Source organism: Pseudomonas sp. FW305-96 (genome assembly GCF_058783825.1).
Map to the genome: position 1 here is coordinate 151,159 of NZ_JBYSYW010000009.1, position 26,043 is coordinate 177,201.

General features: G+C 64.3%; 26 protein-coding genes, 3 tRNA genes and 1 rRNA gene. 8 read left to right on the forward strand and 22 right to left on the reverse strand.

The genetic code is table 11. The annotated features are described in order from the left end of the window. Nucleotides 1-81 precede the first annotated feature (81 nt). The 4 genes from AC3WL2_RS09745 (at nt 82) to AC3WL2_RS09760 (ending at nt 2,884) form a co-directional block, all read left to right on the forward strand. The gene (locus AC3WL2_RS09745) at nt 82-513 is read left to right on the forward strand and encodes a hypothetical protein (protein ID WP_102682145.1); all 432 of its coding nucleotides are present in this window, start codon (nt 82-84) and stop codon (nt 511-513) included. 55 nt (nt 514-568) lie between these two features. Beyond that, nucleotides 569-1,198 (forward strand): DUF1780 domain-containing protein, encoded by a 630-nt coding sequence (locus AC3WL2_RS09750; RefSeq protein WP_038706811.1) that lies wholly within the window; start codon nt 569-571, stop codon nt 1,196-1,198. 132 nt (nt 1,199-1,330) lie between these two features. Then, nucleotides 1,331-1,504, forward strand: a complete 174-nt coding sequence (locus tag AC3WL2_RS09755; RefSeq protein WP_023631877.1) for a DUF3094 family protein — start codon at nt 1,331-1,333, stop codon at nt 1,502-1,504. An 84-nt stretch (nt 1,505-1,588) separates the two neighbouring features. Further along, nucleotides 1,589-2,884, forward strand: a complete 1,296-nt coding sequence (locus tag AC3WL2_RS09760) for an NAD(P)/FAD-dependent oxidoreductase (RefSeq protein WP_102682146.1) — start codon at nt 1,589-1,591, stop codon at nt 2,882-2,884. A gap of 124 nt (nt 2,885-3,008) precedes the next feature. Here AC3WL2_RS09760 and AC3WL2_RS09765 read toward each other — a convergent pair whose 3' ends face one another. The 7 genes from AC3WL2_RS09765 to rluD form a co-directional block, all read right to left on the reverse strand. Beyond that, nucleotides 3,009-3,545, reverse strand: coding sequence for a dihydrofolate reductase family protein (locus tag AC3WL2_RS09765; RefSeq protein WP_102682147.1), 537 nt, complete (start codon nt 3,543-3,545; stop codon nt 3,009-3,011). 103 nt (nt 3,546-3,648) lie between these two features. Further along, a tRNA-Lys gene (locus tag AC3WL2_RS09770) sits at nt 3,649-3,724 on the reverse strand. Nucleotides 3,725-3,730: 6 nt separating this feature from the next. After that, nucleotides 3,731-3,807, reverse strand: a tRNA-Pro gene (locus AC3WL2_RS09775). A 4-nt stretch (nt 3,808-3,811) separates the two neighbouring features. Then, nucleotides 3,812-3,887 (reverse strand) — tRNA-Asn (locus AC3WL2_RS09780). 456 nt (nt 3,888-4,343) lie between these two features. Further along, nucleotides 4,344-6,908 (reverse strand): ATP-dependent chaperone ClpB, encoded by a 2,565-nt coding sequence (gene clpB, locus AC3WL2_RS09785; RefSeq protein ID WP_102682148.1) that lies wholly within the window; start codon nt 6,906-6,908, stop codon nt 4,344-4,346. 125 nt (nt 6,909-7,033) lie between these two features. After that, nucleotides 7,034-7,774, reverse strand: a complete 741-nt coding sequence (gene pgeF, locus AC3WL2_RS09790) for a peptidoglycan editing factor PgeF (protein ID WP_102682149.1) — start codon at nt 7,772-7,774, stop codon at nt 7,034-7,036. Next, entirely contained in the window at nt 7,771-8,733 is a 963-nt protein-coding gene (gene rluD, locus AC3WL2_RS09795; RefSeq protein ID WP_038706814.1) for a 23S rRNA pseudouridine(1911/1915/1917) synthase RluD, read from the reverse strand. The genes pgeF and rluD overlap by 4 nt, the downstream gene beginning before the upstream one ends. A gap of 149 nt (nt 8,734-8,882) precedes the next feature. On the opposite strand from rluD, the gene AC3WL2_RS09800 reads away from it, so the two are divergent. Beyond that, nucleotides 8,883-9,902, forward strand: coding sequence for an outer membrane protein assembly factor BamD (locus tag AC3WL2_RS09800; protein WP_046854166.1), 1,020 nt, complete (start codon nt 8,883-8,885; stop codon nt 9,900-9,902). A gap of 94 nt (nt 9,903-9,996) precedes the next feature. After that, entirely contained in the window at nt 9,997-10,227 is a 231-nt protein-coding gene (locus tag AC3WL2_RS09805; RefSeq protein ID WP_102682150.1) for a PP0621 family protein, read from the forward strand. A gap of 28 nt (nt 10,228-10,255) precedes the next feature. On the opposite strand, the gene thiO is transcribed toward AC3WL2_RS09805, so the two are convergent. The 5 genes from thiO to pilV are packed head-to-tail and all read right to left on the reverse strand — an operon-like array spanning nt 10,256 to nt 13,265. Then, nucleotides 10,256-11,353: a glycine oxidase ThiO gene (gene thiO, locus AC3WL2_RS09810; RefSeq protein ID WP_102682151.1), complete on the reverse strand. Its 1,098-nt coding sequence runs from the start codon at nt 11,351-11,353 to the stop codon at nt 10,256-10,258. 53 nt (nt 11,354-11,406) lie between these two features. After that, nucleotides 11,407-11,805 carry a type IV pilin protein gene (locus tag AC3WL2_RS09815; protein WP_102682152.1) on the reverse strand — a complete coding sequence of 133 codons (399 nt, stop codon included), beginning with the start codon at nt 11,803-11,805 and terminating at the stop codon, nt 11,407-11,409. Between the two features lies 1 nt (nt 11,806). Next, nucleotides 11,807-12,277, reverse strand: coding sequence for a hypothetical protein (locus tag AC3WL2_RS09820; RefSeq protein ID WP_102682153.1), 471 nt, complete (start codon nt 12,275-12,277; stop codon nt 11,807-11,809). Further along, the gene (locus AC3WL2_RS09825) at nt 12,274-12,909 is read right to left on the reverse strand and encodes a PilW family protein (protein WP_102682154.1); all 636 of its coding nucleotides are present in this window, start codon (nt 12,907-12,909) and stop codon (nt 12,274-12,276) included. The genes AC3WL2_RS09820 and AC3WL2_RS09825 overlap by 4 nt, the downstream gene beginning before the upstream one ends. Continuing rightward, nucleotides 12,906-13,265 carry a type IV pilus modification protein PilV gene (gene pilV / locus AC3WL2_RS09830; protein ID WP_102682155.1) on the reverse strand — a complete coding sequence of 120 codons (360 nt, stop codon included), beginning with the start codon at nt 13,263-13,265 and terminating at the stop codon, nt 12,906-12,908. Before pilV ends, AC3WL2_RS09825 begins: the two co-directional genes overlap by 4 nt. A gap of 141 nt (nt 13,266-13,406) precedes the next feature. Here pilV and AC3WL2_RS09835 point away from each other — a divergent pair, with 141 nt between their 5' ends. Beyond that, the gene (locus tag AC3WL2_RS09835; RefSeq protein ID WP_256582537.1) at nt 13,407-13,853 is read left to right on the forward strand and encodes a GspH/FimT family pseudopilin; all 447 of its coding nucleotides are present in this window, start codon (nt 13,407-13,409) and stop codon (nt 13,851-13,853) included. Nucleotide 13,854: 1 nt separating this feature from the next. Here the strand turns inward: AC3WL2_RS09835 and ispH are convergent, their stop codons facing one another. The 6 genes from ispH to murJ all read right to left on the reverse strand — a co-directional run bounded on the left by ispH (nt 13,855) and on the right by murJ (nt 21,190). Further along, the gene (ispH, locus tag AC3WL2_RS09840; protein ID WP_102682157.1) at nt 13,855-14,802 is read right to left on the reverse strand and encodes a 4-hydroxy-3-methylbut-2-enyl diphosphate reductase; all 948 of its coding nucleotides are present in this window, start codon (nt 14,800-14,802) and stop codon (nt 13,855-13,857) included. A gap of 14 nt (nt 14,803-14,816) precedes the next feature. Beyond that, complete coding sequence (locus AC3WL2_RS09845) at nt 14,817-15,254, reverse strand: FKBP-type peptidyl-prolyl cis-trans isomerase (protein ID WP_023629753.1); 438 nt, start codon at nt 15,252-15,254, stop codon at nt 14,817-14,819. Beyond that, on the reverse strand, nt 15,247-15,762 hold the full coding sequence (lspA, locus tag AC3WL2_RS09850) for a signal peptidase II (RefSeq protein WP_102682158.1): 516 nt from the start codon (nt 15,760-15,762) through the stop codon (nt 15,247-15,249). Before lspA ends, AC3WL2_RS09845 begins: the two co-directional genes overlap by 8 nt. Further along, entirely contained in the window at nt 15,755-18,586 is a 2,832-nt protein-coding gene (gene ileS, locus AC3WL2_RS09855; RefSeq protein ID WP_102682159.1) for an isoleucine--tRNA ligase, read from the reverse strand. The genes lspA and ileS overlap by 8 nt, the downstream gene beginning before the upstream one ends. Next, the gene (gene ribF / locus AC3WL2_RS09860; RefSeq protein WP_102682160.1) at nt 18,583-19,533 is read right to left on the reverse strand and encodes a bifunctional riboflavin kinase/FAD synthetase; all 951 of its coding nucleotides are present in this window, start codon (nt 19,531-19,533) and stop codon (nt 18,583-18,585) included. The genes ileS and ribF overlap by 4 nt, the downstream gene beginning before the upstream one ends. 118 nt (nt 19,534-19,651) lie before the next feature. Beyond that, nucleotides 19,652-21,190, reverse strand: a complete 1,539-nt coding sequence (gene murJ, locus AC3WL2_RS09865) for a murein biosynthesis integral membrane protein MurJ (protein WP_102682161.1) — start codon at nt 21,188-21,190, stop codon at nt 19,652-19,654. Between the two features lie 250 nt (nt 21,191-21,440). On the opposite strand from murJ, the gene rpsT reads away from it, so the two are divergent. Next, the gene (gene rpsT, locus AC3WL2_RS09870) at nt 21,441-21,719 is read left to right on the forward strand and encodes a 30S ribosomal protein S20 (protein ID WP_023533220.1); all 279 of its coding nucleotides are present in this window, start codon (nt 21,441-21,443) and stop codon (nt 21,717-21,719) included. Between the two features lie 223 nt (nt 21,720-21,942). Here the strand turns inward: rpsT and AC3WL2_RS09875 are convergent, their stop codons facing one another. The 4 genes from AC3WL2_RS09875 to rrf form a co-directional block, all read right to left on the reverse strand. Further along, complete coding sequence (locus tag AC3WL2_RS09875) at nt 21,943-24,243, reverse strand: PqiB family protein (protein WP_102682162.1); 2,301 nt, start codon at nt 24,241-24,243, stop codon at nt 21,943-21,945. Beyond that, nucleotides 24,236-24,859, reverse strand: a complete 624-nt coding sequence (locus AC3WL2_RS09880; RefSeq protein WP_102682163.1) for a paraquat-inducible protein A — start codon at nt 24,857-24,859, stop codon at nt 24,236-24,238. Before AC3WL2_RS09880 ends, AC3WL2_RS09875 begins: the two co-directional genes overlap by 8 nt. Next, nucleotides 24,846-25,505 carry a paraquat-inducible protein A gene (locus AC3WL2_RS09885; RefSeq protein WP_102682164.1) on the reverse strand — a complete coding sequence of 220 codons (660 nt, stop codon included), beginning with the start codon at nt 25,503-25,505 and terminating at the stop codon, nt 24,846-24,848. Before AC3WL2_RS09885 ends, AC3WL2_RS09880 begins: the two co-directional genes overlap by 14 nt. A gap of 228 nt (nt 25,506-25,733) precedes the next feature. After that, nucleotides 25,734-25,849: ribosomal RNA gene (gene rrf / locus AC3WL2_RS09890) — 5S ribosomal RNA — on the reverse strand. Between the last annotated feature and the right edge of the window lie 194 nt (nt 25,850-26,043).

Sequence of the window (26,043 nt, forward strand, 5' to 3'; positions counted from 1 at the left end):
CAAGCCTGAGTCTACACCCATTCTCCCTTGTCACCGGTTGCTATAGGCTGGCACCTCATTTCGATGCAGGACGCGTCCGCCATGCCTGAAGGACTTAACCTGCCGCTGCTGCTCGGCGCGGCATTCAGCGCCATCGCCGGCGTGCTGCACCTGGCGGTGATCGCCGTTGGCCCGCGCTGGTACCGCTTGTTCGGCGCCGGCGAGCGCATGGCCAGGGCGGCGGAGCAAGGGCGCGTCTACCCGGCCCTGGTTGCCGCAGCGATCGCGGCGGTGCTGCTCGTCTGGTCGGCCTATGCGTTGTCGGCGGCCGGGCTGATGCGCCCGTTGCCCTTGCTGTTGCCGGTGATCTGCCTGATCACCCTGGTGTACCTGGCGCGGGGCCTGCTGGGGCCGCTGGTGCTGGCCGGCACCGGGCGCAGCCGGCGGTTTATCGCGGTCAGTTCGGCCATTTGTTTGGGCGGCGGGCTGTTGCATCTGCTGGGGGTGGTGCAGCAATGGCTGGTGCTGGGCTGATTCCTACGCACAAACAGCATCTTACCGTCATCAATTAGCGACTAAGCTTGTCCCCATGGATGACTCAGACTACCTCCGCCTGCTTACCATCCAGGCCGAGCAAGCCAATGCGTTCCTGTCCAATGCCCGCAAATGGGAGCGCGAGCGTTGGGTCTGCCAGCGCCTGCTGCAAGGGCTGAACATCCCCTACCGCAGCGAGGATTTCACCCCGGCCGGGCAAGAGCCACCGGACGTGCTGTTCCGCGACGCGGCGTTCGAGGTGTTCTTCGTGCTCGACGAGGGCCGCCGGCTCAACGATGAATGGCGCGAGGAGCTGCAACGGCGGCGCAGCGCCTTCTCCCTGGCCCAGCTGGTGCGCCGCGAGCAGCGGCCCCGGCGCATCAGCGCCCAGGAGCTGCTGGCGCGCCTGGCGCCGACCCTGCGCAAGAAGTCGCACAACTACCGCGAGCGCGGGCTGGACCTGAGCGAGCTGGACATCATCGCCTTCGCCAGCCTCAAGCGCGAAGTGCTCGACCTCAACAGCCATTTCCCGCCGCCCACCGAGTACCTGCGCCAGGGCTGGCGGTCGCTGTCGCTGGTGGGGCCGACTTTCGCCCGGGTGCTGTTCGCCCACCCGGACGCGCCGGATTTCCTGCGCGGCAACCTGGGGCGCAGCATCGTGTTCGACGTAGGCATCAGTCTTTGATCCAGTGCCGGGTGTCTTTGCGATCACGTACACTCGGCGCCAGGGATAGAAAGCATTATCATTCGACCCATGCGTTTGCGTGAGCGCTGTGGCGTGCACGCAGTCACGAACGTCTATCTGACGAGGCCCACCATGACCAGCCGCCTGAATCCTGAAGATCAGCGTCGCGTCGATGAGTATCTGAGCGCCCCCCAGCATCAAGTCGAGCGCCGGCCCTTCCGGCCGTGGCTGCTCCTGCTGCTGGTGGTGGCCGTGACCATCGGTCTGGGCCTGTTGAGCCGCCTGCTGAGTGGACTGGTGCTATGAGCTGCCTCGCGCTCGCCCGCCTCTCATGCCGGATGCGGCCGGACCTTGTGTCCACGAATTCCGTAAAACTTGTGAGATATCCCCATGACTCATCGCATCGTGATTGTCGGCGGCGGCGCCGGCGGCCTGGAACTGGCGACCCGCCTGGGTAAAAGCCTGGGCAAGCGCAAACAGGCCGAGATCACCCTGGTTGATGCCAACCTGACGCACATCTGGAAGCCACTGCTGCACGAAGTGGCGGCCGGCTCGCTGAACTCCTCGGAAGACGAACTGAACTACGTGGCCCAGGCCAAGTGGAACCACTTCAACTTCCAGATGGGGCGCATGAGCGGCCTGGACCGCGAAAGCAAACTGATCCAGCTGGCCGCGACCCTCGACGACGAGGGCCGTGAGCTGCTGCCTGCGCGCACCATCGGCTACGACACCCTGGTGATCGCCGTGGGCAGCAACACCAACGACTTCGGCACCCTCGGCGCGGCGCAGCACTGCCTGTTCCTCGACAGCCGCAAGCAGGCCGAGCGCTTCCATCAGCAACTGCTCAACCACTACCTGCGAGCCCACGCGGGTGATGTGGCCAGCGAGCAGATCAGCGTGGCCATCGTCGGCGCCGGTGCCACCGGCGTGGAGCTGGCGGCCGAGCTGCACAACGCCGCCCACGAGCTGGCAGCCTATGGCCTGGACAAGATCCAGCCGAAAGACATGCACATCACCCTCATCGAAGCGGGCCCACGGGTGTTGCCGGCGCTGCCGGAGCGCATCAGCGTGCCGGTGCACAAGACCCTGGAAAAACTCGGGGTGACGGTGATGACCAATGCCGCGGTCAGCGAAGTGACCGAGGATGGCCTGAAGACAGCGGCCGGCGAAGTGATCCAGGCCAGCTTGAAGGTCTGGGCGGCGGGCATTCGCGCGCCGGGCTTCCTCAAGGACATCGACGGCCTGGAGACCAACCGCATCAACCAACTGGTGGTGCGCCCGACCCTGCAGACCACCCTGGACGACAACATCTTCGCCTTCGGCGACTGCGCCGCCTGCCCGCAGCCGGGCACCGACCGCAACGTGCCGCCACGGGCCCAGGCCGCGCACCAGCAGGCCTCGCTGCTGGCCAAGAGCCTCAAGCTGCGTCTGGAGAACAAACCGCTGCCGACCTACGAGTACAAGGACTACGGCTCGCTGGTATCGCTGTCGCGCTTCTCGGCGGTGGGTAACTTGATGGGTAACCTGATGGGCAGCGTGAAGCTGGAGGGCTGGTTGGCGCGGATGTTCTATGTGTCGCTGTACCGGATGCACCAGATGGCGCTGTACGGGACCTTCCGCACCTTGATGCTGATGCTGGGCAGCAAGATTGGCCGGGGCACTGAGCCGCGTCTGAAGCTGCACTGAGGCGTCAAGATCCTGGGGCTGCTTTGCAGCCCTTTCGCTGCGGTTCGTCGCCACGACAAGCCAGCTCCCACAAGGATGCGCGCTCCTGTGGGAGCTGGCTTGCCAGCGATGGCCTTGACGCGATTTATCTGACCACGCGATACGTGCTCTGCACGAACCCACTCTCGTAACTGGTCGTCTTCATGTGCTGCAACAGCACATCCTTCGCCAACTCGCCGAACAACGGTATCCCCTGCCCCAGCAGCACGGGGATGCGGGTGATGGTCAGCTCATCCACCAGCCCCTCGCGCAAGAACCCTTGAATCAGCTTGCCGCCATCCAGGTAGAGGCTCTTTGCGCCCGTGGCCTGCAGGTGCTCGAGCAACGCCGGGATCGGCCCCGGATGCAGCTCGACGCGCCCTGACACACCCCTGGGCAGTGCCTCGAGCGTACTGCTGACCACCACCACTCGCGTATCAGGGTACGGCCACTCACCAAAGGTCATGACCTTGTCGAAGGTGCCGCGCCCCATTACCAACGTATCGACGCCCGCCATGAAACCGGCATAGCCATGGTCGTCGCTGGACTGAGTCGCCCCCATCAACCAATCGAGGCCGCCGTCTTCGCGGGCGATAAAGCCATCCAGGCTGGAGGCAATGAAAACACTGGCTTTGAGTGGCATGCGCGGGCGCTCCTGCGGGCGAAGGCCACAGGGTAGCAAAGGGCGGGGATATAAATCGCGGACAAAAGAAAAAGGGCATCTCATTCGAGATGCCCTTTTTACATGGTGGGTCGTGTAGGATTCGAACCTACGACCAATTGGTTAAAAGCCAACTGCTCTACCAACTGAGCTAACGACCCGGAAAATGGTCGGGGTGAGGGGATTCGAACTCCTGACATCCTGCTCCCAAAGCAGGCGCGCTACCGGACTGCGCTACACCCCGAGATTGGCTCCGCGACCTGGACTCGAACCAGGGACCCAATGATTAACAGTCATTTGCTCTACCGACTGAGCTATCGCGGAACTGAACTTCGGTACATCTTTACTGCTTCGAAGCCTGTGTTAGCTTCGATCTCTTTGGCTATCCGCTTTCGCGTTGTCGCTGCTGAGGCCGGCTATTCTACATTCTTCGTTTTGCTTGTCAACCACTTTTTTTCGTTCAACTTACTGATTTGTAAGTTATTTTCAGATCGTCGGTGTTGCTGGCGATCTGCTCAGTGCCTGACAGCGGGGCGAATATTAGGGGCACTCTGATTTTTGTGCAAGCACTTTTTTCAAAATTTTCAGCAAGTTAGCTGGGAAGCCGGAAAATCAGGGGTTTGCGCTGCCTGCACTGGCCTTATCGCGGGGCAAGCCCGCTCCCACGCATTGGGTATCTTCTGGCGCAGATCGGCGTGGGCGCGGGCTTTGCTCCGCGATAAGGCCGGACAGCACACATAAAAAAGCCCCGCTGACGCGGGGCTCTTCGTTTACTGCGGGTCAGGCGAAGACGATCTCGTCGCCCTCCACCTTCGCGGTGATCGCGGCACCCGGCAGGAACTCGCCCGCCAGGATCAACTGCGCCAGCGGGTTCTCGATCCAGCGCTGGATCGCACGCTTCAATGGCCGTGCGCCATACACCGGGTCGTAACCGACGGCGATCAGCTTGTCCAAAGCCTCCGGGCTCAGGCTCAGCGACAGCTCGCGCTCGGCCAGGCGACCACGCAAACGGCCAAGCTGAATCTCGGTGATACCGGCGATCTGCTCGCGGCCCAGCGGTTCGAACACCACCACTTCGTCGATACGGTTGATGAACTCCGGGCGGAAGTGCGCGCCCACCGCGTCCATCACTGCCGCACGCTGCGCTTCGCGGTCACCGGCCAGTTCCTGGATCTGCGCCGAGCCCAGGTTGGAGGTCATCACGATCACGGTGTTGCGGAAGTCCACGGTGCGGCCGTGGCTGTCGGTCAGGCGACCATCCTCCAGCACCTGCAGCAGCACGTTGAACACATCCGGGTGGGCTTTCTCCACCTCGTCGAGCAGCACCACCGAGTATGGCTTGCGGCGCACGGCCTCGGTCAGGTAACCGCCCTCTTCATAGCCCACGTACCCTGGTGGGGCACCGATCAGACGCGCCACGGAGTGTTTCTCCATGAACTCGGACATGTCGATGCGCACCATGGCCTCTTCGGTGTCGAAGAGGAACTCGGCCAGCGCCTTGCACAGTTCGGTCTTGCCCACCCCGGTGGGCCCAAGGAACAGGAACGAGCCGCTCGGGCGGTTGGGGTCGGACAGCCCGGCGCGGGAACGGCGCACGGCGTTGGCCACGGCGGTCACCGCCTCGTCCTGGCCGATCACCCGTTCGTGCAGCAGGCTTTCCATCTTCAGCAGCTTCTCACGCTCGCCTTCGAGCATCTTCGCCACCGGGATGCCGGTCCACTTGGACACCACTTCGGCAATCTCTTCCTCGGTGACCTTGTTGCGCAGCAGCTGGTTGTCGGTCTTGCCGTGCTGGTCGACCATCTGCAGGCTGCGCTCCAGGTCCGGGATCACCCCGTACTGCAGCTCGGCCATGCGGCTGAGGTCGCCCTTGCGGCGCGCGGCTTCCAGTTCCTGGCGGGCCTGCTCGATCTTCTGCTGGATCTGCGCCGAACCTTGCACCTCGGCCTTTTCCGAGGCCCAGATTTCTTCGAGGTCGGAATACTCGCGCTCCAGACGCTCGATTTCCTCGGTCAGTTTTTCCAGGCGTTTCTTCGCCGCTTCGTCTTCTTCCTTCTTCAGCGCCTGGGATTCCACCTTCAGCTGGATCAGGCGACGGTCGAGGCGGTCGAGCACCTCCGGCTTGGAGTCGATCTCCATGCGGATGCGGCTGGCGGCTTCGTCGATCAGGTCGATGGCCTTGTCTGGCAGCTGGCGGTCGGTGATGTAGCGGTGGCTGAGCTTGGCCGCGGCAATGATCGCGCCGTCGGTGATGGCCACCTTGTGGTGCACTTCATAGCGCTCTTTCAGGCCGCGCAGGATGGCGATGGTGTCTTCCTCGCTCGGCTCCTCGACCAGCACCTTCTGGAAGCGGCGCTCGAGGGCTGCGTCCTTCTCGATGAACTGGCGGTACTCGTTGAGCGTGGTGGCGCCTACGCAGTGCAGCTCGCCACGGGCCAGGGCCGGCTTGAGCATGTTGCCGGCGTCCATGGCGCCCTCGCCCTTGCCGGCGCCGACCATGGTGTGCAGCTCGTCGATGAACAGGATGATCTGGCCTTCCTGCTTGCTCAGTTCGTTGAGCAGGCCTTTGAGGCGCTCTTCGAACTCGCCGCGGTACTTGGCGCCGGCGATCAGCGCGCCCATGTCCAGCGCCAGCAGGCGCTTGCCCTTGAGGCCATCGGGCACTTCGCCGTTGATGATGCGCTGGGCCAGGCCTTCGGCGATGGCGGTCTTGCCCACACCGGGCTCACCGATCAACACCGGGTTGTTCTTGGTACGGCGTTGCAGCACCTGGATGGTGCGGCGGATCTCGTCGTCACGGCCGATTACCGGGTCGAGCTTGCCTTCCTCGGCGCGCTTGGTCAGGTCGACGGTGTACTTGTCCAGGGCCTGGCGCGATTCCTCGGCGTTGGCGTCGTTCACTGCCGCGCCGCCGCGCAGGTTGTTGATGGCGTTTTCCAGGGCCTTCTTGCTCACGCCCTGGCCGAGCAGCAACTTGCCGACCTTGCTGTTCTCGTCCATGGCGGCGAGCAGCACCAGCTCGCTGGAGATGAACTGGTCACCCTTCTGCTGGGCCAGGCGGTCCGCCTGGTTGAGCAGGCGCGCCAGGTCCTGGGACATGTTCACGTCGCCGGTGGGGTTCTGGATTTTCGGCAGTTGGTCGAGCTCTTTGGTCAGCGCCTTGCGCAGGCTGTTGACGTCGAAGCCGACCTGCATCAGCAGCGGCTTGATCGAGCCGCCCTGCTGGTCGATCAGCGCCTGCAGCAGGTGCAGGGGCTCGATGGCCGGGTGGTCCATGCCCACGGCCAGGGATTGGGAATCGGATAACGCGAGTTGCAGCTTGCTGGTCAGTCGGTCTATTCGCATGGGGGATACCTTCCTTTAAAGGGCAGGCGGAGCGATGGACAGCACCTGTAATGATGAACCTGCCTGAGATGACCAATAGATAAGGGTGATTCTGGAAGATTCAAGCGTAGCGGGGTTGACGGAGGTCAGCGTGGCTGCAACCAGATCAGCGAAGCGAAGCGCCCACCCTGCGGGGTACGGCGGTAGGAGAAGAAACGCGGGTCGCTGACGGTACAGAAGCCGCCACCATAAACGGCAGTCACCCCACGCGCAGCCAGGCGAATCCGCGCCAGCTGGTAGATATCGGCCATCAGCTTGCCCGGCCGCTCGCCGTCAACGAACGCCACGGCTGCCTCTGGATGCACGGCGGTAAAGGCATCGCGCACCTCCATGCCCACCTCGAACGCCAGCGGTCCGATGGCCGGGCCCAGCCACACCAGCACCTCTTCAGGTGGCAGGGCCAGGCGGTCGAGGGTGGCTTCCAGCACGCCACCGGCCAACCCGCGCCAGCCGGCATGGGCGGCGGCCACGCGGGTGCCGGCGCGGTCGCAGAACAGGGCCGGCAGGCAATCGGCGGTCATCACGGTGCAGGCGATGCCCGGCTGGTCGCTCCAGCTGGCGTCGGCCTCGGCGACCACGGCGGGATCGGCATCGGCCACCACCAGCCCGTGCACCTGCTTGAGCCAGGCGGGCTGGATGGCGAATTCGTCGCTCAGGCGACGACGGTTCTCGGCAACCGCAGCGGGGTCATCGCCCACATGATCGCCAAGATTGAAGGATTCATAGGGCGGCAGGCTGACGCCGCCCTCGCGGGTGGTGACACAGGCGCGTACCGAGGCCGGGGCCGGCCAGTCGGGAATGATCAGCGCCTGCGTCAGGCCACTCATCCGATGAAGCTCTCGCGGTCGTCGTTGAGCAGCGACAGCAGCCAGAGGAAGTCGTCCGGCAGCGGCGAGGCCCATTCCATGCGCTCACCGGTGGTCGGGTGATCCAGGGCCAGGAAGCGGGCGTGCAGGGCCTGGCGCGGGAAGTTCTTCACCGCCTCGACCATGGCCACGCTGGCCGCCGGCGGAATGCGGAAGCGCACGCCGTAGGTCTGGTCGCCGACCAGCGGATAGCCCACATGCGCCATGTGCACACGGATCTGGTGGGTACGGCCGGTCTCCAGCTTGACCCGCACATGGGTGTGCGAGCGGAAGCGCTTGAGCACGCGGTAGTGGCTGACGGCCGGCTTGCCGCCATCGGTGACCGCCATGCGCTGGCGCTCGCCGCCGTGGCGGCCGATCGGGGCGTCGATCTTGCCGCCGGCGATCACCACGCCGACCACGATGCACTCGTAGATGCGGCTGACCGAGCGCTTCTGCAGCTGGTCGACCAGGTTGGTCTGCGCCTGCAGGGTCTTGGCCACCACCATCAGGCCCGTGGTGTCCTTGTCCAGGCGGTGCACGATACCGGCGCGCGGTACGTTGATGATGTCCGGCACATGGTGCAGCAGGGCATTGAGCAGGGTGCCGTCGGGGTGCCCCGCCGCCGGGTGGACCACCAGCCCGGCCGGCTTGTTGATCACCAGGATCTGGTCATCTTCATAGACGATGTCCAGCTCGATGTCCTGAGCCACCCATTCGCCCTGGGCCTCCTGCTCGGCCTCGAGGGCCAGGATGGAGCCGGTGTGGACGGTGTCGCGCGGCCGCAGCACCGCGCCATCGACGGTCAGGCGGCCATCTTTGATCCACGAGGACAGGCGCGAACGCGAGTACTCGGCGAACAATTGGGCGGCGACCTGGTCGAGGCGTTGGCCGCCCAGTTCGGACGGGACCTCTGCGCTAAGTTGAATGATCTCGGACATGCTCGAATCGACGGGCGTTCAGCCTTTGGTTTCGGCTGCGCGCTTGTGGTTAAATACGGCTTCTTTTGCCCCGGGGTTTGGCCGGGGGCGCTCATCATAACAGGACGGCACCGCCCAAGACAGCGGCCGTCAAAGGGACGCAAGCCGCCATGCAAGTGAAACACCTGCTGCTGATCGCCATCCTCGGGCTCACCGCTGCCTGTTCCTCGAACAAGGAAGTCATTGACGAGAACCTCAGCGAGGCCGAGCTGTACCAGCAGGCGCAGGCCGACCTGGACAACTCCAGCTATACCAGCGCCGTGAACAAGCTCAAGGCCCTGGAGTCGCGCTACCCGTTCGGCCGCTACGCCGACCAGGCCCAGCTCGAGCTGATCTACGCCAACTACAAGAACTCCGAGCCGGAGGCCGCCAAGTCGGCTGCCGAGCGCTTCATCCGCCTGCACCCGCAGCACCCGAACGTCGACTACGCCTACTACCTCAAGGGCCTGACCTCGTTCGACCAGGACCGCGGCCTGCTGGCGCGCTTCCTGCCGCTGGACATGACCAAGCGTGACCCGGGCGCCGCCCGCGACTCGTACAACGAATTCGCCCAGCTGACCAGCCGCTTCCCCAATAGCCGCTACGCCCCGGACGCCAAGCAGCGCATGATCTACCTGCGCAACCTGCTGGCCTCCTACGAAATCCACGTGGCCAACTACTACCTGAGCCGCGAGGCCTATGTGGCCGCCGCCAACCGTGGCCGCTATGTGGTGGAGAACTTCCAGGAAACCCCGTCGGTGGGTGACGGCCTGGCGGTGATGGTCGAGTCGTACCAGCGCATGCACCTGGACGAACTGGCCGCCACCAGCCTCGAGACCCTCAAGCTCAACTACCCGGACCACCCGAGCCTGGTCGATGGCCAGTTCGTCACCAAGGTCGACGAAAACGGCAACCGCTCGTGGCTGTCCAAGGCCACCCTGGGCCTGATCGAGACCAAGACCCCGCTGCCGCCGGGCGAGACCCGCGCCAACCAGGACGTGGTTAAGCAGTTCCAGGACGCCCGCTCCGAGATGCCCGAAGAACTGCTGCCCAAGGACGAGAACGGCGACCCGATCCTGCCGGAAGGTCCGAAGGAAGCCGAGAAGGACCGCAGCTGGTTCAGCTACATGACCTTCGGTCTGTTCGACTGATACGTCGCATGCGAAGAAAGGGAGGCCCGAGGCCTCCCTTTTTTATTGGCCGCGTCCTAGACTGTCGCCTTCTTCATTCGACAAGCTGGACACCATGGTTCGCCTACTTTTCTGGATCGCCCTGATCGCCGCCGCGTTCTGGCTGTGGCGCAAGTTCAAGACCAGTCAGCAATCACCTGCCGAACCGCGCCTGCAGGACCCGCTGCAGATGGTGCGTTGCGCCCATTGCGGCGTACACCTGCCCAATGACCGGGCGTTGCAGTTGGGCAAGGACTGGTATTGCAGCCAGCAACATCTGGAGCAAGGGCCGGGGCAACCGCGCTAAGCAAGGCGGCAGGGCGGGCACGACGAACTTACCCCAGCCGCCCTTTAGGCGCATACGGCGCCGGATCGATGATCGGCTCACGCCCCAGCAGCAGGTCGCTGAACAGTTGGCACGACGCCGGCGCCAGCACCAGCCCGTTGCGGTAATGGCCGCAGTTCAGCCATAGCCCCTCATGCCCCGGCACCGCGCCAATGTAAGGGATGCCTTCCGGCGACCCAGGGCGCAGGCCAGCCCAGTGCCCCACCACCTCGGCATCTGCCAGCGCCGGCAGCAGCTCCACCGCAGAAGCCTTCAGACTCTCAAGTGCATCCGCGGTCGGGGTCTTGTCGTAACCGGCATGCTCCAGGGTGCTGCCGACCAGGATATGCCCATCGCGGCGCGGGATCGCATAGCGGCCCTTGGCCAGGACCATGCTCGGCAGAAAGTCCTCGGCGCACTTGAACAGGATCATCTGCCCTTTCACCGGTTCCACCGGCAGGCTCAAGCCCAAAGTCTGCAGCAGATCGCCGCTCCAGGCACCGGCACTGAGCACCACCTCGTCGGCAGCCAGCACACCCTGCTCGGTACGTACCCCGGCGACACGCCCGCCTTCATGGACAAAACCGCTGATCTGGCAATGCTCGCGCAGGGTCACGTTGGGCAGCGCCTGCAGCGCCGCCTTGAGCGACTTCACCAGTCGCGGGTTGCGCACGTTGGCCACGCCCGCCATGTACACGGCGCGGCGGTAGCCCGCACCCAGCACAGGCACCGCGTCATAAGCAGCCGAGATATCCACGGCGCTGAGCGGCCGTTGCTCACGCGCCGCCCAGGCCAGCGCCTCGGCTTCGTCGTCCAGGTCCAGCCAGTACAGCCCGGTGGTGTGGACCTCCGGGTCGATGCCGGTGCTGGCGAACAGACGCTCGCCCAGCTGTGGATAGAAATCCTGCGACCAATGCGCCAGCGCCGTCACCGCCGGGCTATAACGCCAGGGGTACAACGGCGAGACGATGCCGCCACCGGCCCAGGACGACTCACGCCCTACTTCGCCCTGGTCGCACACCACCACTCGGTCGACATCCGCCGCCAGGTTCAACGCCGTCAGCAGGCCGATGACGCCACCGCCGACAATCACTACTTGCTTGCTCATCGTTCGATCCAACACCTGAAGTAATTCCACGGTGCGCGGGCACCTTTTGATCTTCAGCTTCCCCAGCATGTCTGCTCGTCTTCGCTGCCGCCCGGGTTGTCACGCACGCCAGCGTGATCGAGGCGGAAGTCGCCACAGCGGTCGCCTGCCATGAACGTCTCCGTCACACGGCGGGCAAGCAGTGTGAAAGCGTCTTCGTCGCGCTGAGCCTGCAGGCGGTAGTAGCGGCTGCCAGCCGACAATACCGTGACGAGTTGCTCGGTGTCGGCGTAGCCGCCGACATACGAGCGATGCTGTTCCAGGCGCAACGCCGCATCCTGCAGCAGCCCGACCACCTCGCCGCGCGCGGCACGCCGTAGCTGGTCGCTGTAACTGGGGTAGGCAATGGTTGCCAGCATGCCGATCAGCGCCACGACAATCAATAATTCGATCAGACCAAGGCCCCGCTGCATGTCAGCCCTCCTCCAGACGCTGACGCCAGCTGATACGCCCGATATTGCCGTGCCCGTCCACGGCATAGACCGCTTCCAGGAATTGCCGGCCCCGCACCTGGCGGCTCAGCGCCGTGATCCGCACGAGGTCGACCCGCTTGTCTCGCGGCAGGCCGACGGCACGGAGTGTTTGCCCCAGATGCTGGAGCAGCACGTAGCCACTGTCGGTGGTTCGCCACGGCGCGGCAGGTGATGCCGTCGGCAGCTCAGGCGGCAGGCAGTCAAGACACAACGCAGGCAACCCGCCTTGCAGCAACGCGGCCCCTTCCACCAGGCTGGCTTCGGCTTGTTCGAAGGCCTGCGCCCTGCGCCATTGTTCGCCGACCTGCCGCGCCTGCAGCAAGGCCTCGCGCATGCCCAGCGCGGTCAGCAGGCCAAGCAGCAGGCTGAGGCTCAGGGCCAGCAAGAGCACCACCCCACGCTGGCGAATCATGCGCCAGCCCCAGGATTGCGCACGGCCACGCTCAGGGTATGGCGCTGCTCCAGTCGGTGATCACGGTCCTGCATGAGCAACTCGATGTCGACGCGACCGTCGCCCTGACGCACCCGCAGGGCCCGGACATTATCGACCAGGCTGGCGTGCTGGGCGTTGCTGGTGAACAACAGGCTGCCATTACGCACCCGGTAGGTAACCCGGCGCACCGGCAAGGCCAGCTGGGCATCGCCAGGTACATGCTGCCCACGCTGTACCCGCGCCCAACTGCGACAGTCGGTAAGCACGGTCCAGTCCGGCGCGCCGAGCAATCCCGGCAACTCGGCGCCTACCAGCGTGAAGCTGTCAGCGTTGACCTCGATTGGCCTGGCGAAGGCTAGCGCAGCCTGCGGATCGGCGAAGTCCGCCGCCTCCAGGCGCAGGCAGCCGAACATGCCCGCCATGCGGATATCCTCGGCCAGGCGCTGCAGGACCAGGCGCGCATCGTCCTGCAGCCTCGCCACCGCGCCTTGCAGCCGCCAGGCCTGATAGGCCTGGCCGAACAACTGGCCCGCCGCCACCAGCAACAATGCCCCCAGGGCCACGGCCAGCAACACCTCGACCAGCCCGGCGCCCGCTTGCCCGCGTTTCATGGCAGCACCTTGCCCTGCAACTGCAAGGCCGGGCGGCCCTCTGCCTGGGCCGGCCAGTTCACCTGCAGCGCCAACATGCGGGCGTGGCGCCTGATCCGCCCCTGTGCCGAGGCGCCAAGCACCTGGGTGACCCGCGAGCGCCAGGCACTCTCCTCCCCCGCTTCGAGCGTGCCGCTGGCCCTCACCCGCTCGAGCATGCCCTGGGCCAGTTGCAACGCCTGACCGTCGCGCCGGGCGCTCTCGGCCGCCTGCATGCCACGCACCTGCAAGGCCGCTGCGGCGAACACCCCAAGCGCCAGCACCGTCATCGCCAGCAGCACCTCCAGCAGCGTCATCCCGCCTTCCTTCGCTCGCATCGTCGCCCTCCTGGGATCTTTCCTCGCCGTCTGCCCGAACCGGCTGACTGGCGCCTCGCGCGGCCAGGCCGGAAGCTACAGCGAAGCACTTCCAGGGAGGAATGCACGGTGAAGCAACAAGGTGTAACACTGCTACAAATGATGTGCGCATTGACGATTGGCAGCCTACTGACATACCTGGGGGCAACGTCCTACGCCAGGCTCGGCGAAACCCTGCAACTGGCCGCCGTCGCCCGGGAACTGGCGCAGGCACTGCGCGCCGCGCGCAACCAGGCCGCGCTGCAACAGCAGGCGCTGACGGTTCATCCATTGGAAGGTGACTGGGGCAAAGGCTGGCGCGTATCGCAAGAGCACGACGGCCAGATGTTGCGCGAACATCGCCTGGCCAAGCCGGTAAAGGTAGTAGCCAGTTCTGCGCGGGAGGTGCGCTTCAGCAGGCGGGGCGCACCGATAGGGGAAGGCTTTGTCGGCATCACGCTGGACATCTGCCAGCGCAGCGGGCCTGGCAGCCAGCATCAGGTGGTGCTGAGCCCCAGTGGCCGGGTCAGCCTGCGCAGCGACGAGGACCGCCGCTGTGCAGGTGACTAAGTCAGATCAGCGAGCGAACCCGCAGTTCCTTGGGCATCGAGAAGGTGATGTTCTCTTCGCGGCCGTCGAGCTCTTCGGCGCCGGTGGCGCCCCAGGCCTTGAGCTGCTCGATCACGCCACGCACCAGCACCTCGGGCGCCGAGGCACCGGCGGTGATGCCGATGCGCTGGACACCGTCGAACCAGCTGCGTTGCAGGTCCTCGGCACCGTCGATCAGGTAGGCCGGGGTGCTCATGCGCTCGGCCAACTCGCGCAGGCGGTTGGAGTTGGAGCTGTTGGGGCTGCCGACCACCAGCACCACGTCACACTCGTCGGCCAGTTGCTTGACGGCGTCCTGGCGGTTTTGCGTGGCGTAGCAGATGTCGTCCTTGCGCGGGCCACCGATGTTCGGGAAGCGTGCGCGCAGGGCGTCGATCACCCGGCTGGTGTCGTCCATCGACAGCGTGGTCTGGGTGACGAAGGCCAGGTGGTCGGGGTCGTTCACCTGCAGCCTGGCAACATCGTCCTCGTCCTCGACGAGGTAGATGGCACCGCCGTTGCTGGCGTCGTACTGGCCCATGGTGCCTTCGACTTCCGGGTGCCCTTCATGGCCGATGAGAATGGTCTCCCGGCCATCACGGCTGTACTTGGCCACCTCGATATGCACCTTGGTCACCAGCGGGCAGGTGGCATCGAATACCTTCAGGCCACGGCCCGCGGCTTCCTGGCGCACGGCCTGGGAAACGCCATGGGCGCTGAAGATGACGATGACGTCGTCCGGCACCTGGTCCAGCTCTTCGACGAACACCGCGCCACGGTTACGCAGGTCTTCGACCACGAACTTGTTGTGCACCACTTCGTGGCGCACGTATATCGGCGGGCCGAAGACTTCCAGGGCGCGGTTGACGATCTCGATCGCCCGGTCGACCCCCGCACAGAAGCCGCGCGGGTTGGCGAGTTTGATTTGCATGCTCGGCTCCAGGCTCACACGGCCTTCACGTCGAGGATCTGCACCTCGAAGTTCAGGGTCTTGCCAGCCAGTGGATGGTTGAAATCGATGGTCACCTGGTTATCGTCGAACGCTTTTACCACACCTGGCAGTTCGGTGTTGGCGGCATCGTTGAAGATCACCAGCAGCCCTTCGGACAGCTCCATGCCTTCGAACTGCGAGCGCGGCATCACCTGCACGTTCTGCGGGTTGTGCTGGCCGAAGGCGTTCTCCGGGGCGATGCTCAGCTTGCGCTGGTCACCGGCCTTGAAACCGAACAGGGCGTTCTCGAAGCCCGGCAGCAGGTTGCCGTCGCCGACCTTGAACGTGGCCGGGGCCTTGTCGAAGGTGCTGTCGACGGTGTCGCCGTTTTCCAGGTGCAGCGCGAAGTGCAGGGTGACTTCGGTGTTCTGGCCGATACGGGTCTCAGTCATGGACGGCTTCCTCGGACTTCTTGCTCTTGAACATATCCAGCGCCAGCATCACCGCGCCCACGGTAATGGCGCTGTCGGCCAGGTTGAAGGCCGGGAAATAGTGGCGGTTCTGCCAGTGCACCAGGATGAAGTCGACCACATGGCCGAGCACCACGCGGTCGTACAGGTTGCCCAATGCACCGCCCAGCACCAGGGCCAGGGCCACGGCCAGCCAGGTCTCGTTACGCCCCAGGCGCTTGAGCCAGACCACCAGCACGGCGCTGACCACCACGGCGATCACGGCGAACAGCCAGCGCTGCCAGCCGGAGCTGTCGGCCAGGAAGCTGAACGCCGCGCCGGTGTTGTAGGCCAGTGTCCAGCTGAAGTAGTCAGGGATGACCACGATCTGCTGGTACAGGCTCAGCGCGCCCTCGAAGTAGACCTTGGTGGCCTGGTCGAGGACCAGCACCACCAGGCTCAGCCAGAGCCAGGCAAGGCGCCCGAAACGCCCCGCGGACGCATTAGGCATAGTGGCGCACCTCGCCCGAACCGCTCAGGTTGTCGACGCAACGGGCGCAGATTTCCGGATGCTCCGGGTGGCTGCCCACATCGGCGCGGAAGTGCCAGCAACGGCCGCATTTGACATGGCCGGACTTGACCACCTTCAGCTTGAGACCTTCCACTTCGGTTGCCACGGCATCGGCCGGGGCCTGGACGAACGGCATCACGCTGGCGGCCGAGGTGATCAGCACGAAGCGCAGCTCGTCGCCGAGCTTGTTCAGGTCGGCGGTCAGGCCCTCTTCGGCGAACAGGGTGACTTCGGCCTGCAGGTTGCCGCCGATGACCTTGGCGGTGCGCTGGTTCTCCAGCTCCTTGTTGACCGCCGCCTTGACCGCCATCACGCGGTCCCAGTAGGCGCGGTCCAGCTCGGCGTCGGCCGGCAGTTCCGTCAGGCCCTGGTACCAGGTGTTGAGCATCACCGACTCGTTGCGCTCGCCCGGCAGGTACTGCCAGATCTCGTCGGCGGTGAACGCCAGGATCGGCGCGATCCAGCGCACCAGCGCCTCGCTGATGTGGTACAGCGCGGTCTGGCAAGAGCGGCGGGCGACACTGTTGGCGCCGGTGGTGTACTGGCGGTCCTTGATGATGTCGAGATAGAAGCCACCAAGCTCCTGCACGCAGAAGTTGTGGATCTTCGAGTAGACGTTCCAGAAACGGTACTCGCCGTAGTGCTCTTCCAGCTCGCGCTGCAGCAGCAGAGTGCGGTCGACCGCCCAACGGTCCAGGGCCAGCATGTCCTCGGCCGGCAGCAGGTCGCGGGCCGGGTCGAAGCCGGACAGGTTGGAGAGCAGGAAGCGCGCGGTGTTGCGGATGCGGCGGTAGGCGTCGGCGCTGCGCTGCAGGATCTGCTCGGAAACGGCCATCTCACCGGAGTAGTCGGTGGCGGAGACCCACAGGCGCAGGATGTCGGCACCCAGGGTGTTGTTAACCTTTTCCGGCTCGATGGTGTTGCCCAGCGACTTGGACATCTTGCGGCCGTTCTCGTCCACGGTGAAACCGTGGGTCAGCAGCTCGCGGTACGGCGCGTGGCCGTCGATGGCACAGCCGGTCAGCAAGGAAGAGTGGAACCAGCCGCGGTGCTGGTCGGAGCCTTCCAGGTACAGGTCGGCGCGCGGGCCGGTGGCGTGGCCGATATCGTGGGAGCCGCGCAGCACATGCCAGTGCGTGGTGCCGGAGTCGAACCAGACGTCGAGGGTGTCGGAAATCTTGTCGTACTGGCCGGCTTCATCGCCCAGCAGTTCGGCGGCATCCAGCTTGAACCAGGCCTCGATGCCTTGCTGCTCGACGCGCTTGGCCACTTCTTCCATCAGCTCGACGGTACGTGGGTGCAGTTCACCGGTCTGCTTGTCCAGGAAGAACGGGATCGGCACGCCCCAGTTGCGCTGACGCGAGATGCACCAGTCCGGACGGTTGGCGATCATCGAGTGCAGGCGCGCCTGGCCCCAGGCCGGAACGAACTTGGTCTCTTCGATGGCCTTGAGCGAGCGCTCGCGCAGGTTGTCGCCGCTGGTGGGCTGCTTGTCCATGCCGACGAACCACTGCGCGGTGGCGCGGTAGATCAGCGGGGTCTTGTGGCGCCAGCAGTGCATGTAGCTGTGGCTGATGGTTTCGGTGTGCATCAACGCGCCGACTTCGCTGAGCTTGTCGACGATGGCCGGGTTGGCCTTCCAGATGAACTGGCCGCCGAAGAACGGCAGCGACTCGACGTACACGCCGTTGCTCTGCACCGGGGTGAGGATGTCGTCGTTGACCATGCCGTAGCGCTTGCAGGTGACGAAGTCATCTTCACCGTAGGCGGGCGAGGAATGCACCACGCCGGTACCGGCGCCCAGCTCGACGTATTCGGCCAGGTAGATCGGCGACAGGCGGTCGTAGAACGGGTGACGGAAGTTGATCAACTCGAGGGCCGAACCCGGGGCGGTGGCGATGACCGAACCTTCCAGGGCATAGCGTTTCAGGCACGACTCGACCAGCTCTTCGGCCAGCACCAGCAGGCGCTCGCCGGTATCGACCAGCGCGTAGGTGAAGTCCGGGTGGATGTTCAGCGCCTGGTTGGCCGGGATGGTCCACGGGGTGGTGGTCCAGATCACGATGGCGGCGGGCTTGGCCAGCGCGGCCAGGCCGAAGGCAGCGGCCAGCTTGGCCTCGTCGGCGACCGGGAAGGCGACGTCGATGGTCTGGGACTTCTTGTCGGCATACTCGACTTCGGCTTCGGCCAGGGCCGAACCGCAATCGAAGCACCAGTTCACAGGCTTCAGGCCTTTGAACACGAAGCCTTGCTTGACCATCTCGGCCAGGGCGCGGATCTCCCCGGCCTCGTTGGCGAAGTTCATGGTCTTGTACGGGTTGTCCCAGTCACCCAGCACGCCCAGGCGGATGAACTCGGTCTTCTGCCCTTCGATCTGCTCGGCTGCGTACTCGCGGCACAGCTCGCGGGTGCGGTCGGCGGACAGGTGCTTGCCATGGGTGACCTCGACCTTGTGTTCGATCGGCAGGCCGTGGCAGTCCCAGCCCGGTACGTACGGGGCGTCGAAGCCCGACAGGGTCTTGGAGCGGACGATCATGTCCTTGAGAATCTTGTTCAGCGCATGACCGATATGGATCTTGCCGTTGGCATAGGGCGGGCCGTCGTGCAGGACGAACTTCGGACGATCCTTGCCAATTTCGCGCAGCTTCTGGTACAGGCCAATGCTGTCCCAGCGCTGCAGGATCTGCGGTTCGCGCTGAGGCAGGCCGGCCTTCATGGGGAAGGCGGTGTCCGGAAGGTTAAGCGTGGCTTTGTAGTCGGTCATTTCAGGCTCTTCGTTAGCGGTTGAGCGTGCCAGTGGGCACGTGCGGCGGCGATGTCCGCGTCGATCGCCGACTTCAGCGCCTCCAGGGAGGCGAAACGCTGCTCTTCACGCAGCTTGTGGTGGAATTCCACCGTCAGGCGCCGGCCATAGAGGTCACCGGCGTAGTCCAGGAGATGAATCTCCAGGTGAGGACGCCCGTCACCGGCAACGGTGGGGCGTACTCCGATATTACCGACACCCGGCCACTGCTGGCCGTCGATCTCGATGCTGGCCAGGTAGACCCCGGACAGCGGCACGCGACGGCGCTTGAGCTGGATGTTGGCGGTAGGGGTGCCAAGCTGGCGGGCCAGCTTCTGGCCATGCAGCACGCGGCCGGTAATGCGGTACGGGCGGCCCAGCAGGTGTTCGGCCAGCTCGAAGTTGCCATCGGCCAGGGCCTTGCGCACTTCGGTGCTGCTGACCCGCAGGCCGTCCTGGATGACCGTGTTGGCTGCCTCGACGCTGAAGCCATGGCGCTTGCCGGCTTCGGTGAGGAAGGCGAAATCACCGGCGCGGTCGCAGCCGAAGCGGAAGTCGTCGCCCACTTCGAGGTGGCGCACGCCCAGGCCATCGACCAGCACCGCCTTGACGAACTGCTCGGCGCTGAGCTGGCTCAGGCGCTGGTTGAACGACAGGCACAGCACCCGGTCGATGCCCTCGCCGGCCAGCAGCTCGACCTTGTCACGCAGGCGCGCCAGGCGGGCCGGCGCGGTATCCGGGGCAAAATACTCGCGAGGCTGTGGCTCGAAGATCACCACGCAGGTGGGCAGGCCGAGTTCCTGGCCACGTTCGCGCAGGCGCGCGAGGATCGCCTGGTGGCCGCGGTGGACCCCGTCGAAGTTGCCAATGGTGGCGACACAGCCCCGGTGCTCGGGGCGCAGGTTGTGAAGACCTCGAACCAGCTGCATAACGCGCTTCTTGCTCATAAAGTGGCCGATTATAACCACACCCGGGCGCTGGTGACAGGCAGCAGCGCCACCACGGGGTATGGAATGCGAAAAACCGACGCCTGACCCTTTTCGCGCCTCAGTGCAGCGCCTTGCGGGCGAAATGCCGTGGGCGGAAACCACACAGGTACAGGCAACCGAAATAGGTCACCACACCGGCGACGATCAGACCGCTCAGGCGCACGAAGCGCTCGAGCATGTTGCCCTGCTCCCAGGCCGGCATGTAGTGCATGCCCAGCAACAGCACGCCCGACATCAACGCCACTGCCAGCACCAGCTTGAGCAGGAACATCGCCCAGCCCGGTTGCGGCTGGAACAGTTGCTGGCTGCGCAGCTTCCAGTACAGCAGGCCGGCGTTCAGGCAGGCGCCCAGGCTGATCGCCAGGGCCAGCCCGGCATGGGCCAGCGGGCCGACAAGGGCCAGGTTGAGCAACTGCGTGCACACCAGCGTGAACACGGCGATCTTCACCGGTGTGCGGATATTCTGCTGCGCATAGAAGCCAGGTGCCAGCACCTTGACCAGGATGATCGCCATCAGCCCCACCGAATACGCGACCAGCGCCCGCTGGGTCATGGCTGCGTCGAAGGCGGTGAACTTGCCGTACTGGAACAGCGCCACGGTCAGCGGTTCGGCGAGGATGCCCAGGGCCAGGGTGCAGGGCAGCACCAGCAGGAAGCACAGGCGCAGGCCCCAGTCGAGGATCCGTGAATACTCCTCACGGTCCTGGTTGGCGTAGGTCTTGGCCAGGGTCGGCAGCAAGATGGTGCCCAGGGCCACGCCCAGCACGCCGGAGGGCAGCTCCATGAGGCGGTCGGCGTAGTACATCCAGGACACCGAGCCGGCCACCAGGAAGGAGGCGAAGATGGTGTTGATGATCAGCGAGATCTGGCTCACCGATACCCCAAGGATCGCCGGCAGCATCTGCTTGAGCACGCGCCACACGCCGGTATCGCGCAGGTTCAGACGCGGCAGCACGAGCATGCCGATCTTCTTCAGCGCCGGCAGCTGGTACAGCAGTTGCGCCAGGCCACCGGCCAGCACGCCCCAGGCCAGGGCCATGATCGGTGGGTCGAAGTAGGGGGTGAGCAGCACGGCGAAGGCAATCATCGCCACGTTGAGCAACGTGGGGGTGAACGCCGGCACGCTGAAGCGGTTCCAGGTGTTGAGGATCGCACCGACCAGCGACGACAGCGAGATCAGCAATATATAAGGAAAGGTCACCCGCAGCAGCGCGGTGGTCAGCTCGTACTTCTCGGTGCTGTCGACAAACCCAGGTGCCGTGACCCAGACCACCCAGGGCGCGGCGAGGATGCCGATGACGGTGACCACGGCCAGGATCAGGGTCAGCAGGCCACTGACATAGGCGACGAAGGTACGGGTGGCCTCCTCGCCCTGCTGGGTCTTGTACTCGGCAAGGATCGGCACGAAGGCCTGGGAGAACGCGCCTTCGGCGAAGATCCGCCGCAGCAGGTTGGGCAATTTGAAGGCGATGAAGAAGGCGTCGGTAGCGATGCCGGCGCCGAACACCCGCGCCAGGATGGTATCGCGCACGAAGCCGAGCACCCGGGAAATCATGGTGATGGAGCTGACCGCGGCCAGGGATTTGAGCAGGTTCATCGAAAAGTTTCACGCCAGGGGCAGAGGACGCTGCCAGACAGCGTCCGAATGTGCGATACTCCCGCGCCTTCGCAGGGGAGCCAAAAATTCCCGAGTTTACAGGTCGTGCGACAGAAAGGAATATTTCCCTCCTGTTGGCTCACCACTCGGCGGAACCTTGCAGGTGGCCTTGACATCCGATCGACTCATCGGCATGATTCGCGGCCTATTTTGTTTGCTATTTACCTAAAGTCTTTCGAGGAGCTCGACGGTGGCCAACTCACCTTCCGCCAAGAAACGTGCAAAACAGGCTGAGAAGCGTCGCAGCCACAACGCCAGCCTGCGTTCCATGGTCCGTACCTACATCAAGAATGTAGTCAAGGCCATCGACGCAAAAGACGCCGAAAAAGCGCAAGCCGCTTACGTTCTGGCTGTACCTGTAATCGACCGTATGGCCGACAAGGGTATCATCCACAAGAACAAAGCTGCTCGCCACAAAGGCCGTCTGAATGGCCACATCAAGGCACTGAAAGAAGCTGCAGCTGCCTAAGCGACGTTCTTGTCGAAAAAACCGACCCTAGGGTCGGTTTTTTTATGCCTGTGATTTTCTCGTTACTCGCCAAAACTGCATTAGCGTCGGTGCCTTCGAGGCTACCGGCAAGCCGGCTGCCACAGAATAACGAATGGCCCGAGGCCAATGCGGTCGGCGTGGGAGTCGGCTTGTCGTGACGAAGAACCACGGCGAAAGGGCCGCATAGCGGCCCATCCCATCATTACTTGCCGATCTGGATCTTCGGTGCCCACTGCATCCACTCATCCTCCGGCTTGTCGAACAGCGCAAAGGTCTGCTGCGGTCGCGCCGGGTTGCCCATCTGCTCGCCATCGGGCGTGGCGAAGGCAATCCCACCCTCGATCAAGGTCTCCACCGACTCGGTACGTACCGTGGCGCCCTTGAACAGGCCCCAGTCGAAGCCGAACCCACTGCTGTTCCAGAAGCGGCTGCCGCCACGCACCAGCCCGGCGTAGCGAGGCTCGATAAGGATGTGGATAAGTACCCGGTCGGCGGTCTGACCCAGCTCGAAGCCGGTGACCTTGCCCACTGCGATCTCACGGTAGGTGACCGGCACGCCCGGCTTGATCGAGCCACGACGCGCCGCGCTCAAGGTCAGCGGCAGGCCGACCTCCTCGCCTTTCACCTCGGGGGCATCGCCCAGGGCGATGAAGTCACGCTGCGGCCCTTTATCCTTGAGCGCTGGCAGCACCTCCAGGTATTGGCCGCCGATCAGCGTGTCGAGATTCTGGGTACGCACCAGCCCCAAGGCAGGCTTGACCACCCAGAACTGCGTACCCACGCGGGCGATACGCTCGGCCGCCTGGGTAATCCGCGCACGGAGCAGAACCGCCTGCAGGTCGCCAGTCAGGTCGACGCTCTCTACGCTGCCCACGTCCAACCCGCGGAAGCGGATCGGCGTGCCCGGCTTCAGGCCATCGGCGCGGTCCACGCGAATGGTGATCAGGGTACCGGCACGGTTGGCCGCGTCCTGGCTTTCATGCAGGCGGAAACGCGGGATGCGACGCTTGAGCGGTACATCCGGCTTCGGCGTGTCGAAGGCGATACCGCCGGCCATGAGCGTCTGCAGCGACTCACTCTTGACCTGGATACCCGACAGGCCACCGGTCAGGGTGATGCCACTGGCATTCCAGAAGCGCGTGGAACCGTTGACCAGATTGGCGTATTCCTTCTCGATGTGCACGCCAATCAGGATGCGCTTGCTGTTGCGAGCGAACTGGTAGCTCTGCACGCTGCCCACGCGCACCTGGCGGTACATCACCGGGCTGCCCACTTCCAGCGAGCCCAGGGTGTCGGCGAATAGCACCATGTGCAGGCCGGGCGCCTTCAGGTCCAATGGTGGCGCCTTGGGACGCGCCTCGAACTCGCGCAGGGGCTTGGCGCCTGGCTCGCCCGGGCGGACCGCAATGTAGTTACCCTTTACCAATGCCTCGAGGCCGGTGATACCGGCAAGCGAGATCGACGGCTTGACCACCCAGAACTGCGTGCCTTCGACCAGGTAGTCCTCGGCCAGTGGGTCGAGGGTCAGCTCGGCCGTTGCACTGGCAAGGTCATTTTCGACCTTGAGATCCTTGAGCGTGCCCACCTGGATGCCCTTGTACAGCACCGGTGTACGCCCCTTCTGCAAACCTTCGAAGTCACTGAGCTTGACCTTGACGCGGATGCCGGCCTGGGCTGCGTCGAAGTCCTCGTACAAGCGGAACGGCAGGCTTGGATCGGTGGGCGGGCTGTCCTTGCGGTTCTCCGGCGTTGCAAAGGCGATGCCCCCGGCCACGATGCTCGACAGCGATTCAGTGCGCACCTTGACCCCGGACAGGTCGGCATCGATGCTGACCCCGCTGGCGTTCCAGAAACGTGTGTGCTTGCGCACCAGGCTGGCATAGGCTGGCGCGATGAACACCTTGATCTCTACCGTGCCCTGATCTTCAGACAGCCGATAGCTCTTCACCCGACCGACCTGGATCTGCTTGTAGAAAATCGGACTGTCGCGGTTGAGCGAGCCCAGTCGCTCGGCCTTGAGGGTCAGGTGCAAGCCAGGCTCGGCATCGGACAGTGGCGGAGCTTCCTTGAGCGCGGTGAAGCGCTTGGTAGGCTCCCCCTCCCCGGGATCGACGGCAATGTAGTTACCTGAAACCAGTGTCTCCAGGCCCGAGATACCTGCCAGGCTGACGCTCGGCTTGACCAGCCAGAAGCGCGTGCCCTTGGTCAGGTGCGGGCCTGCCTCCTTGCGCATCTCGACGGTGGCGACGACGCCACGGCTGTCCCCTTTGTCATCCAGCACCAGGGCGACCACCTTGCCCACCGACATGCCTTTATAGATGACCTCGGTCTTGTTGGCGACGATGCCCTCGCCACTCTCGAAGCGCACCTGTATCTCGATGCCGGCATCCTTGTAGGCTTGCCAGGCCAGCCAGCCGCCGATCGCCAAGGCAATCAGCGGCAGGATCCAGATGGCCGACCAGTTCGAAGCTGGGCGGGTTTTAGCCGTAGGCAAGTCACTCATGGTCGTCATCCGACTCCGTGTTGTCCCAGATCAGTCGGGGATCGAAAGTTAAAGCGGCGAGCATCGTCAGGATCACCACAGTGGCGAAGGCGACAGCGCCCAGGTTGGCTTCGACACTGGCGATGCGGCCGAAATTCACCACGGCCACGAGAATGGCGATGACGAAGATGTCCAGCATCGACCAGCGGCCGATGAATTCGATGAAGCGGTACATCAGGATGCGCTGCCGTGCGGACAGGGGCTGGTGGCGTTGCACCGAATAGAGCAGCAGGGCGATACCCACCAGCTTGAAGGTGGGCACCAGGATGCTTGCGATGAACACCACGGCGGCGATCGGCAACATGCCGTGCTTCATCAGGGTGATGACGCCAGACATGATGGTGTCCGGGCTGCCCTGCCCCAGGGCACTGACGGTCATGATCGGCAGCACGTTGGCCGGGATATAGAGAATCATCGCCGTGACCAGCAGCGCCCAGGTACGCACGATACTGTTGGGCCGCCGAGCGTGCACCACCGCACCGCAGCGGGTGCAGGCCTGCGAGGTGCTGCCAGGCTCATGGCGGTTCAGCTCATGGCATTCATTACAGACCAGGATGCCTGCATCAATCGCCCGCATGGACATCCTCCCCCGACAAGGCCACCCAGATCTGGTGCGGCGACATGACCACCTCGAGCCAGACCTGCACCAGCAGCAGGCTGATGAAGCAGAACAGGCCCAGGCCGATGCTCAGCTCGGCCAGGTCGACCAGCTTGACGATGGCCACCAGCACGCCCATGAAGTAGACCTCGAGCATCCCCCACTCACGCAGGTGGTGGTAGATACGATAGATCAGCAGGCCATAGCTGCGACCGAAGTCGAAACGGATGCTCAGCAGCACCGCCAGCTGGCACAGCAGCTTCAGCAGCGGGATGGCCATGCTGCACAGGAACACCACCACGGCGATGCCGCGCATCTCTGAGTTGTACAGGCCGAGCACGCCACTCCAGACCGTATCGTCGGAGGTCTGACCGAGCAGGTGCAATTGCATGATCGGCAGGAAGTTGGCCGGCACGTACAACAGCAGCGCCGTCAGCACCAGGGCGAGGCTTCGGTTGACCAGGTTGTGGCGATGGGCATAGAGCTCATAGCCGCAGCGTGGGCACAGGGCCTTCTCGTCATGCTGCAGGGTTGGCTTGCGCATCAGCAGGTCGCACTCGTGGCAGGCCACCAGTTCATCCAGCCGCAGCTGCGCGAGCGCTTCGGGTTCGACAGGGTTAGGCATAAAGGGGTTCTGAATGGATGCGTCGGCTCTATTCTAGTGTTCCGACTCGAATTGTGGGAGATGGCCATATGAGGAACTGTATCGGTGTTCGAGTCACACTTTCCATGGCGTGGCCCCCAGGGCGCCGCTGACGCGGCGCATCGCCGGCGAGCCGGCTCCTACAGTGTTTTCCAGGCACAAAGACAAAACCCCTACCTGCTCGCGCAGATAGGGGTTTTGCGAAATGAATCTTGACGATGACCTACTCTCACATGGGGAAACCCCACACTACCATCGGCGATGCATCGTTTCACTACTGAGTTCGGGATGGGATCAGGTGGTTCCAATGCTCTATGGTCGTCAAGAAATTCGGTTGCCAGTACGTCCTTGCAGACATGCCAGCCAATTCGGATATGCGATATGTGTGGTTCGTCGCGAACTTTCGGTTCGTTTCGTCTTCACCACCACAATTTGGCCTCAGCGCAAATTGCTTGGGTGTTATATGGTCAAGCCTCACGGGCAATTAGTATTGGTTAGCTCAACGCCTCACAGCGCTTAC

Excerpts from the sequence above, each read along its gene's own strand:
- clpB (WP_102682148.1), bottom strand. The coding sequence starts at position 6,908 with ATGCGAATAGACCGACTGACCAGCAAGCTGCAACTCGCGTTATCCGAT.
- murJ (WP_102682161.1), bottom strand. The coding sequence starts at position 21,190 with ATGAACCTGCTCAAATCCCTGGCCGCGGTCAGCTCCATCACCATGATT.
- AC3WL2_RS09820 (WP_102682153.1), bottom strand. The coding sequence starts at position 12,277 with ATGATTCGCCAGCGTGGGGTGGTGCTCTTGCTGGCCCTGAGCCTCAGC.
- AC3WL2_RS09835 (WP_256582537.1), top strand. The coding sequence starts at position 13,407 with ATGTGCGCATTGACGATTGGCAGCCTACTGACATACCTGGGGGCAACG.
- rluD (WP_038706814.1), bottom strand. The coding sequence starts at position 8,733 with ATGTCCGAGATCATTCAACTTAGCGCAGAGGTCCCGTCCGAACTGGGC.
- ribF (WP_102682160.1), bottom strand. The coding sequence starts at position 19,533 with ATGCAGCTGGTTCGAGGTCTTCACAACCTGCGCCCCGAGCACCGGGGC.
- thiO (WP_102682151.1), bottom strand. The coding sequence starts at position 11,353 with ATGAGCAAGCAAGTAGTGATTGTCGGCGGTGGCGTCATCGGCCTGCTG.
- AC3WL2_RS09765 (WP_102682147.1), bottom strand. The coding sequence starts at position 3,545 with ATGCCACTCAAAGCCAGTGTTTTCATTGCCTCCAGCCTGGATGGCTTT.
- pilV (WP_102682155.1), bottom strand. The coding sequence starts at position 13,265 with ATGCGAGCGAAGGAAGGCGGGATGACGCTGCTGGAGGTGCTGCTGGCG.
- ileS (WP_102682159.1), bottom strand. The coding sequence starts at position 18,586 with ATGACCGACTACAAAGCCACGCTTAACCTTCCGGACACCGCCTTCCCC.
- lspA (WP_102682158.1), bottom strand. The coding sequence starts at position 15,762 with ATGCCTAATGCGTCCGCGGGGCGTTTCGGGCGCCTTGCCTGGCTCTGG.
- AC3WL2_RS09750 (WP_038706811.1), top strand. The coding sequence starts at position 569 with ATGGATGACTCAGACTACCTCCGCCTGCTTACCATCCAGGCCGAGCAA.
- AC3WL2_RS09745 (WP_102682145.1), top strand. The coding sequence starts at position 82 with ATGCCTGAAGGACTTAACCTGCCGCTGCTGCTCGGCGCGGCATTCAGC.
- AC3WL2_RS09805 (WP_102682150.1), top strand. The coding sequence starts at position 9,997 with ATGGTTCGCCTACTTTTCTGGATCGCCCTGATCGCCGCCGCGTTCTGG.
- AC3WL2_RS09825 (WP_102682154.1), bottom strand. The coding sequence starts at position 12,909 with ATGAAACGCGGGCAAGCGGGCGCCGGGCTGGTCGAGGTGTTGCTGGCC.
- AC3WL2_RS09755 (WP_023631877.1), top strand. The coding sequence starts at position 1,331 with ATGACCAGCCGCCTGAATCCTGAAGATCAGCGTCGCGTCGATGAGTAT.
- AC3WL2_RS09760 (WP_102682146.1), top strand. The coding sequence starts at position 1,589 with ATGACTCATCGCATCGTGATTGTCGGCGGCGGCGCCGGCGGCCTGGAA.
- pgeF (WP_102682149.1), bottom strand. The coding sequence starts at position 7,774 with ATGAGTGGCCTGACGCAGGCGCTGATCATTCCCGACTGGCCGGCCCCG.
- AC3WL2_RS09885 (WP_102682164.1), bottom strand. The coding sequence starts at position 25,505 with ATGCCTAACCCTGTCGAACCCGAAGCGCTCGCGCAGCTGCGGCTGGAT.
- AC3WL2_RS09875 (WP_102682162.1), bottom strand. The coding sequence starts at position 24,243 with ATGAGTGACTTGCCTACGGCTAAAACCCGCCCAGCTTCGAACTGGTCG.
- AC3WL2_RS09800 (WP_046854166.1), top strand. The coding sequence starts at position 8,883 with ATGCAAGTGAAACACCTGCTGCTGATCGCCATCCTCGGGCTCACCGCT.
- AC3WL2_RS09815 (WP_102682152.1), bottom strand. The coding sequence starts at position 11,805 with ATGCAGCGGGGCCTTGGTCTGATCGAATTATTGATTGTCGTGGCGCTG.
- AC3WL2_RS09880 (WP_102682163.1), bottom strand. The coding sequence starts at position 24,859 with ATGCGGGCGATTGATGCAGGCATCCTGGTCTGTAATGAATGCCATGAG.
- AC3WL2_RS09845 (WP_023629753.1), bottom strand. The coding sequence starts at position 15,254 with ATGACTGAGACCCGTATCGGCCAGAACACCGAAGTCACCCTGCACTTC.
- ispH (WP_102682157.1), bottom strand. The coding sequence starts at position 14,802 with ATGCAAATCAAACTCGCCAACCCGCGCGGCTTCTGTGCGGGGGTCGAC.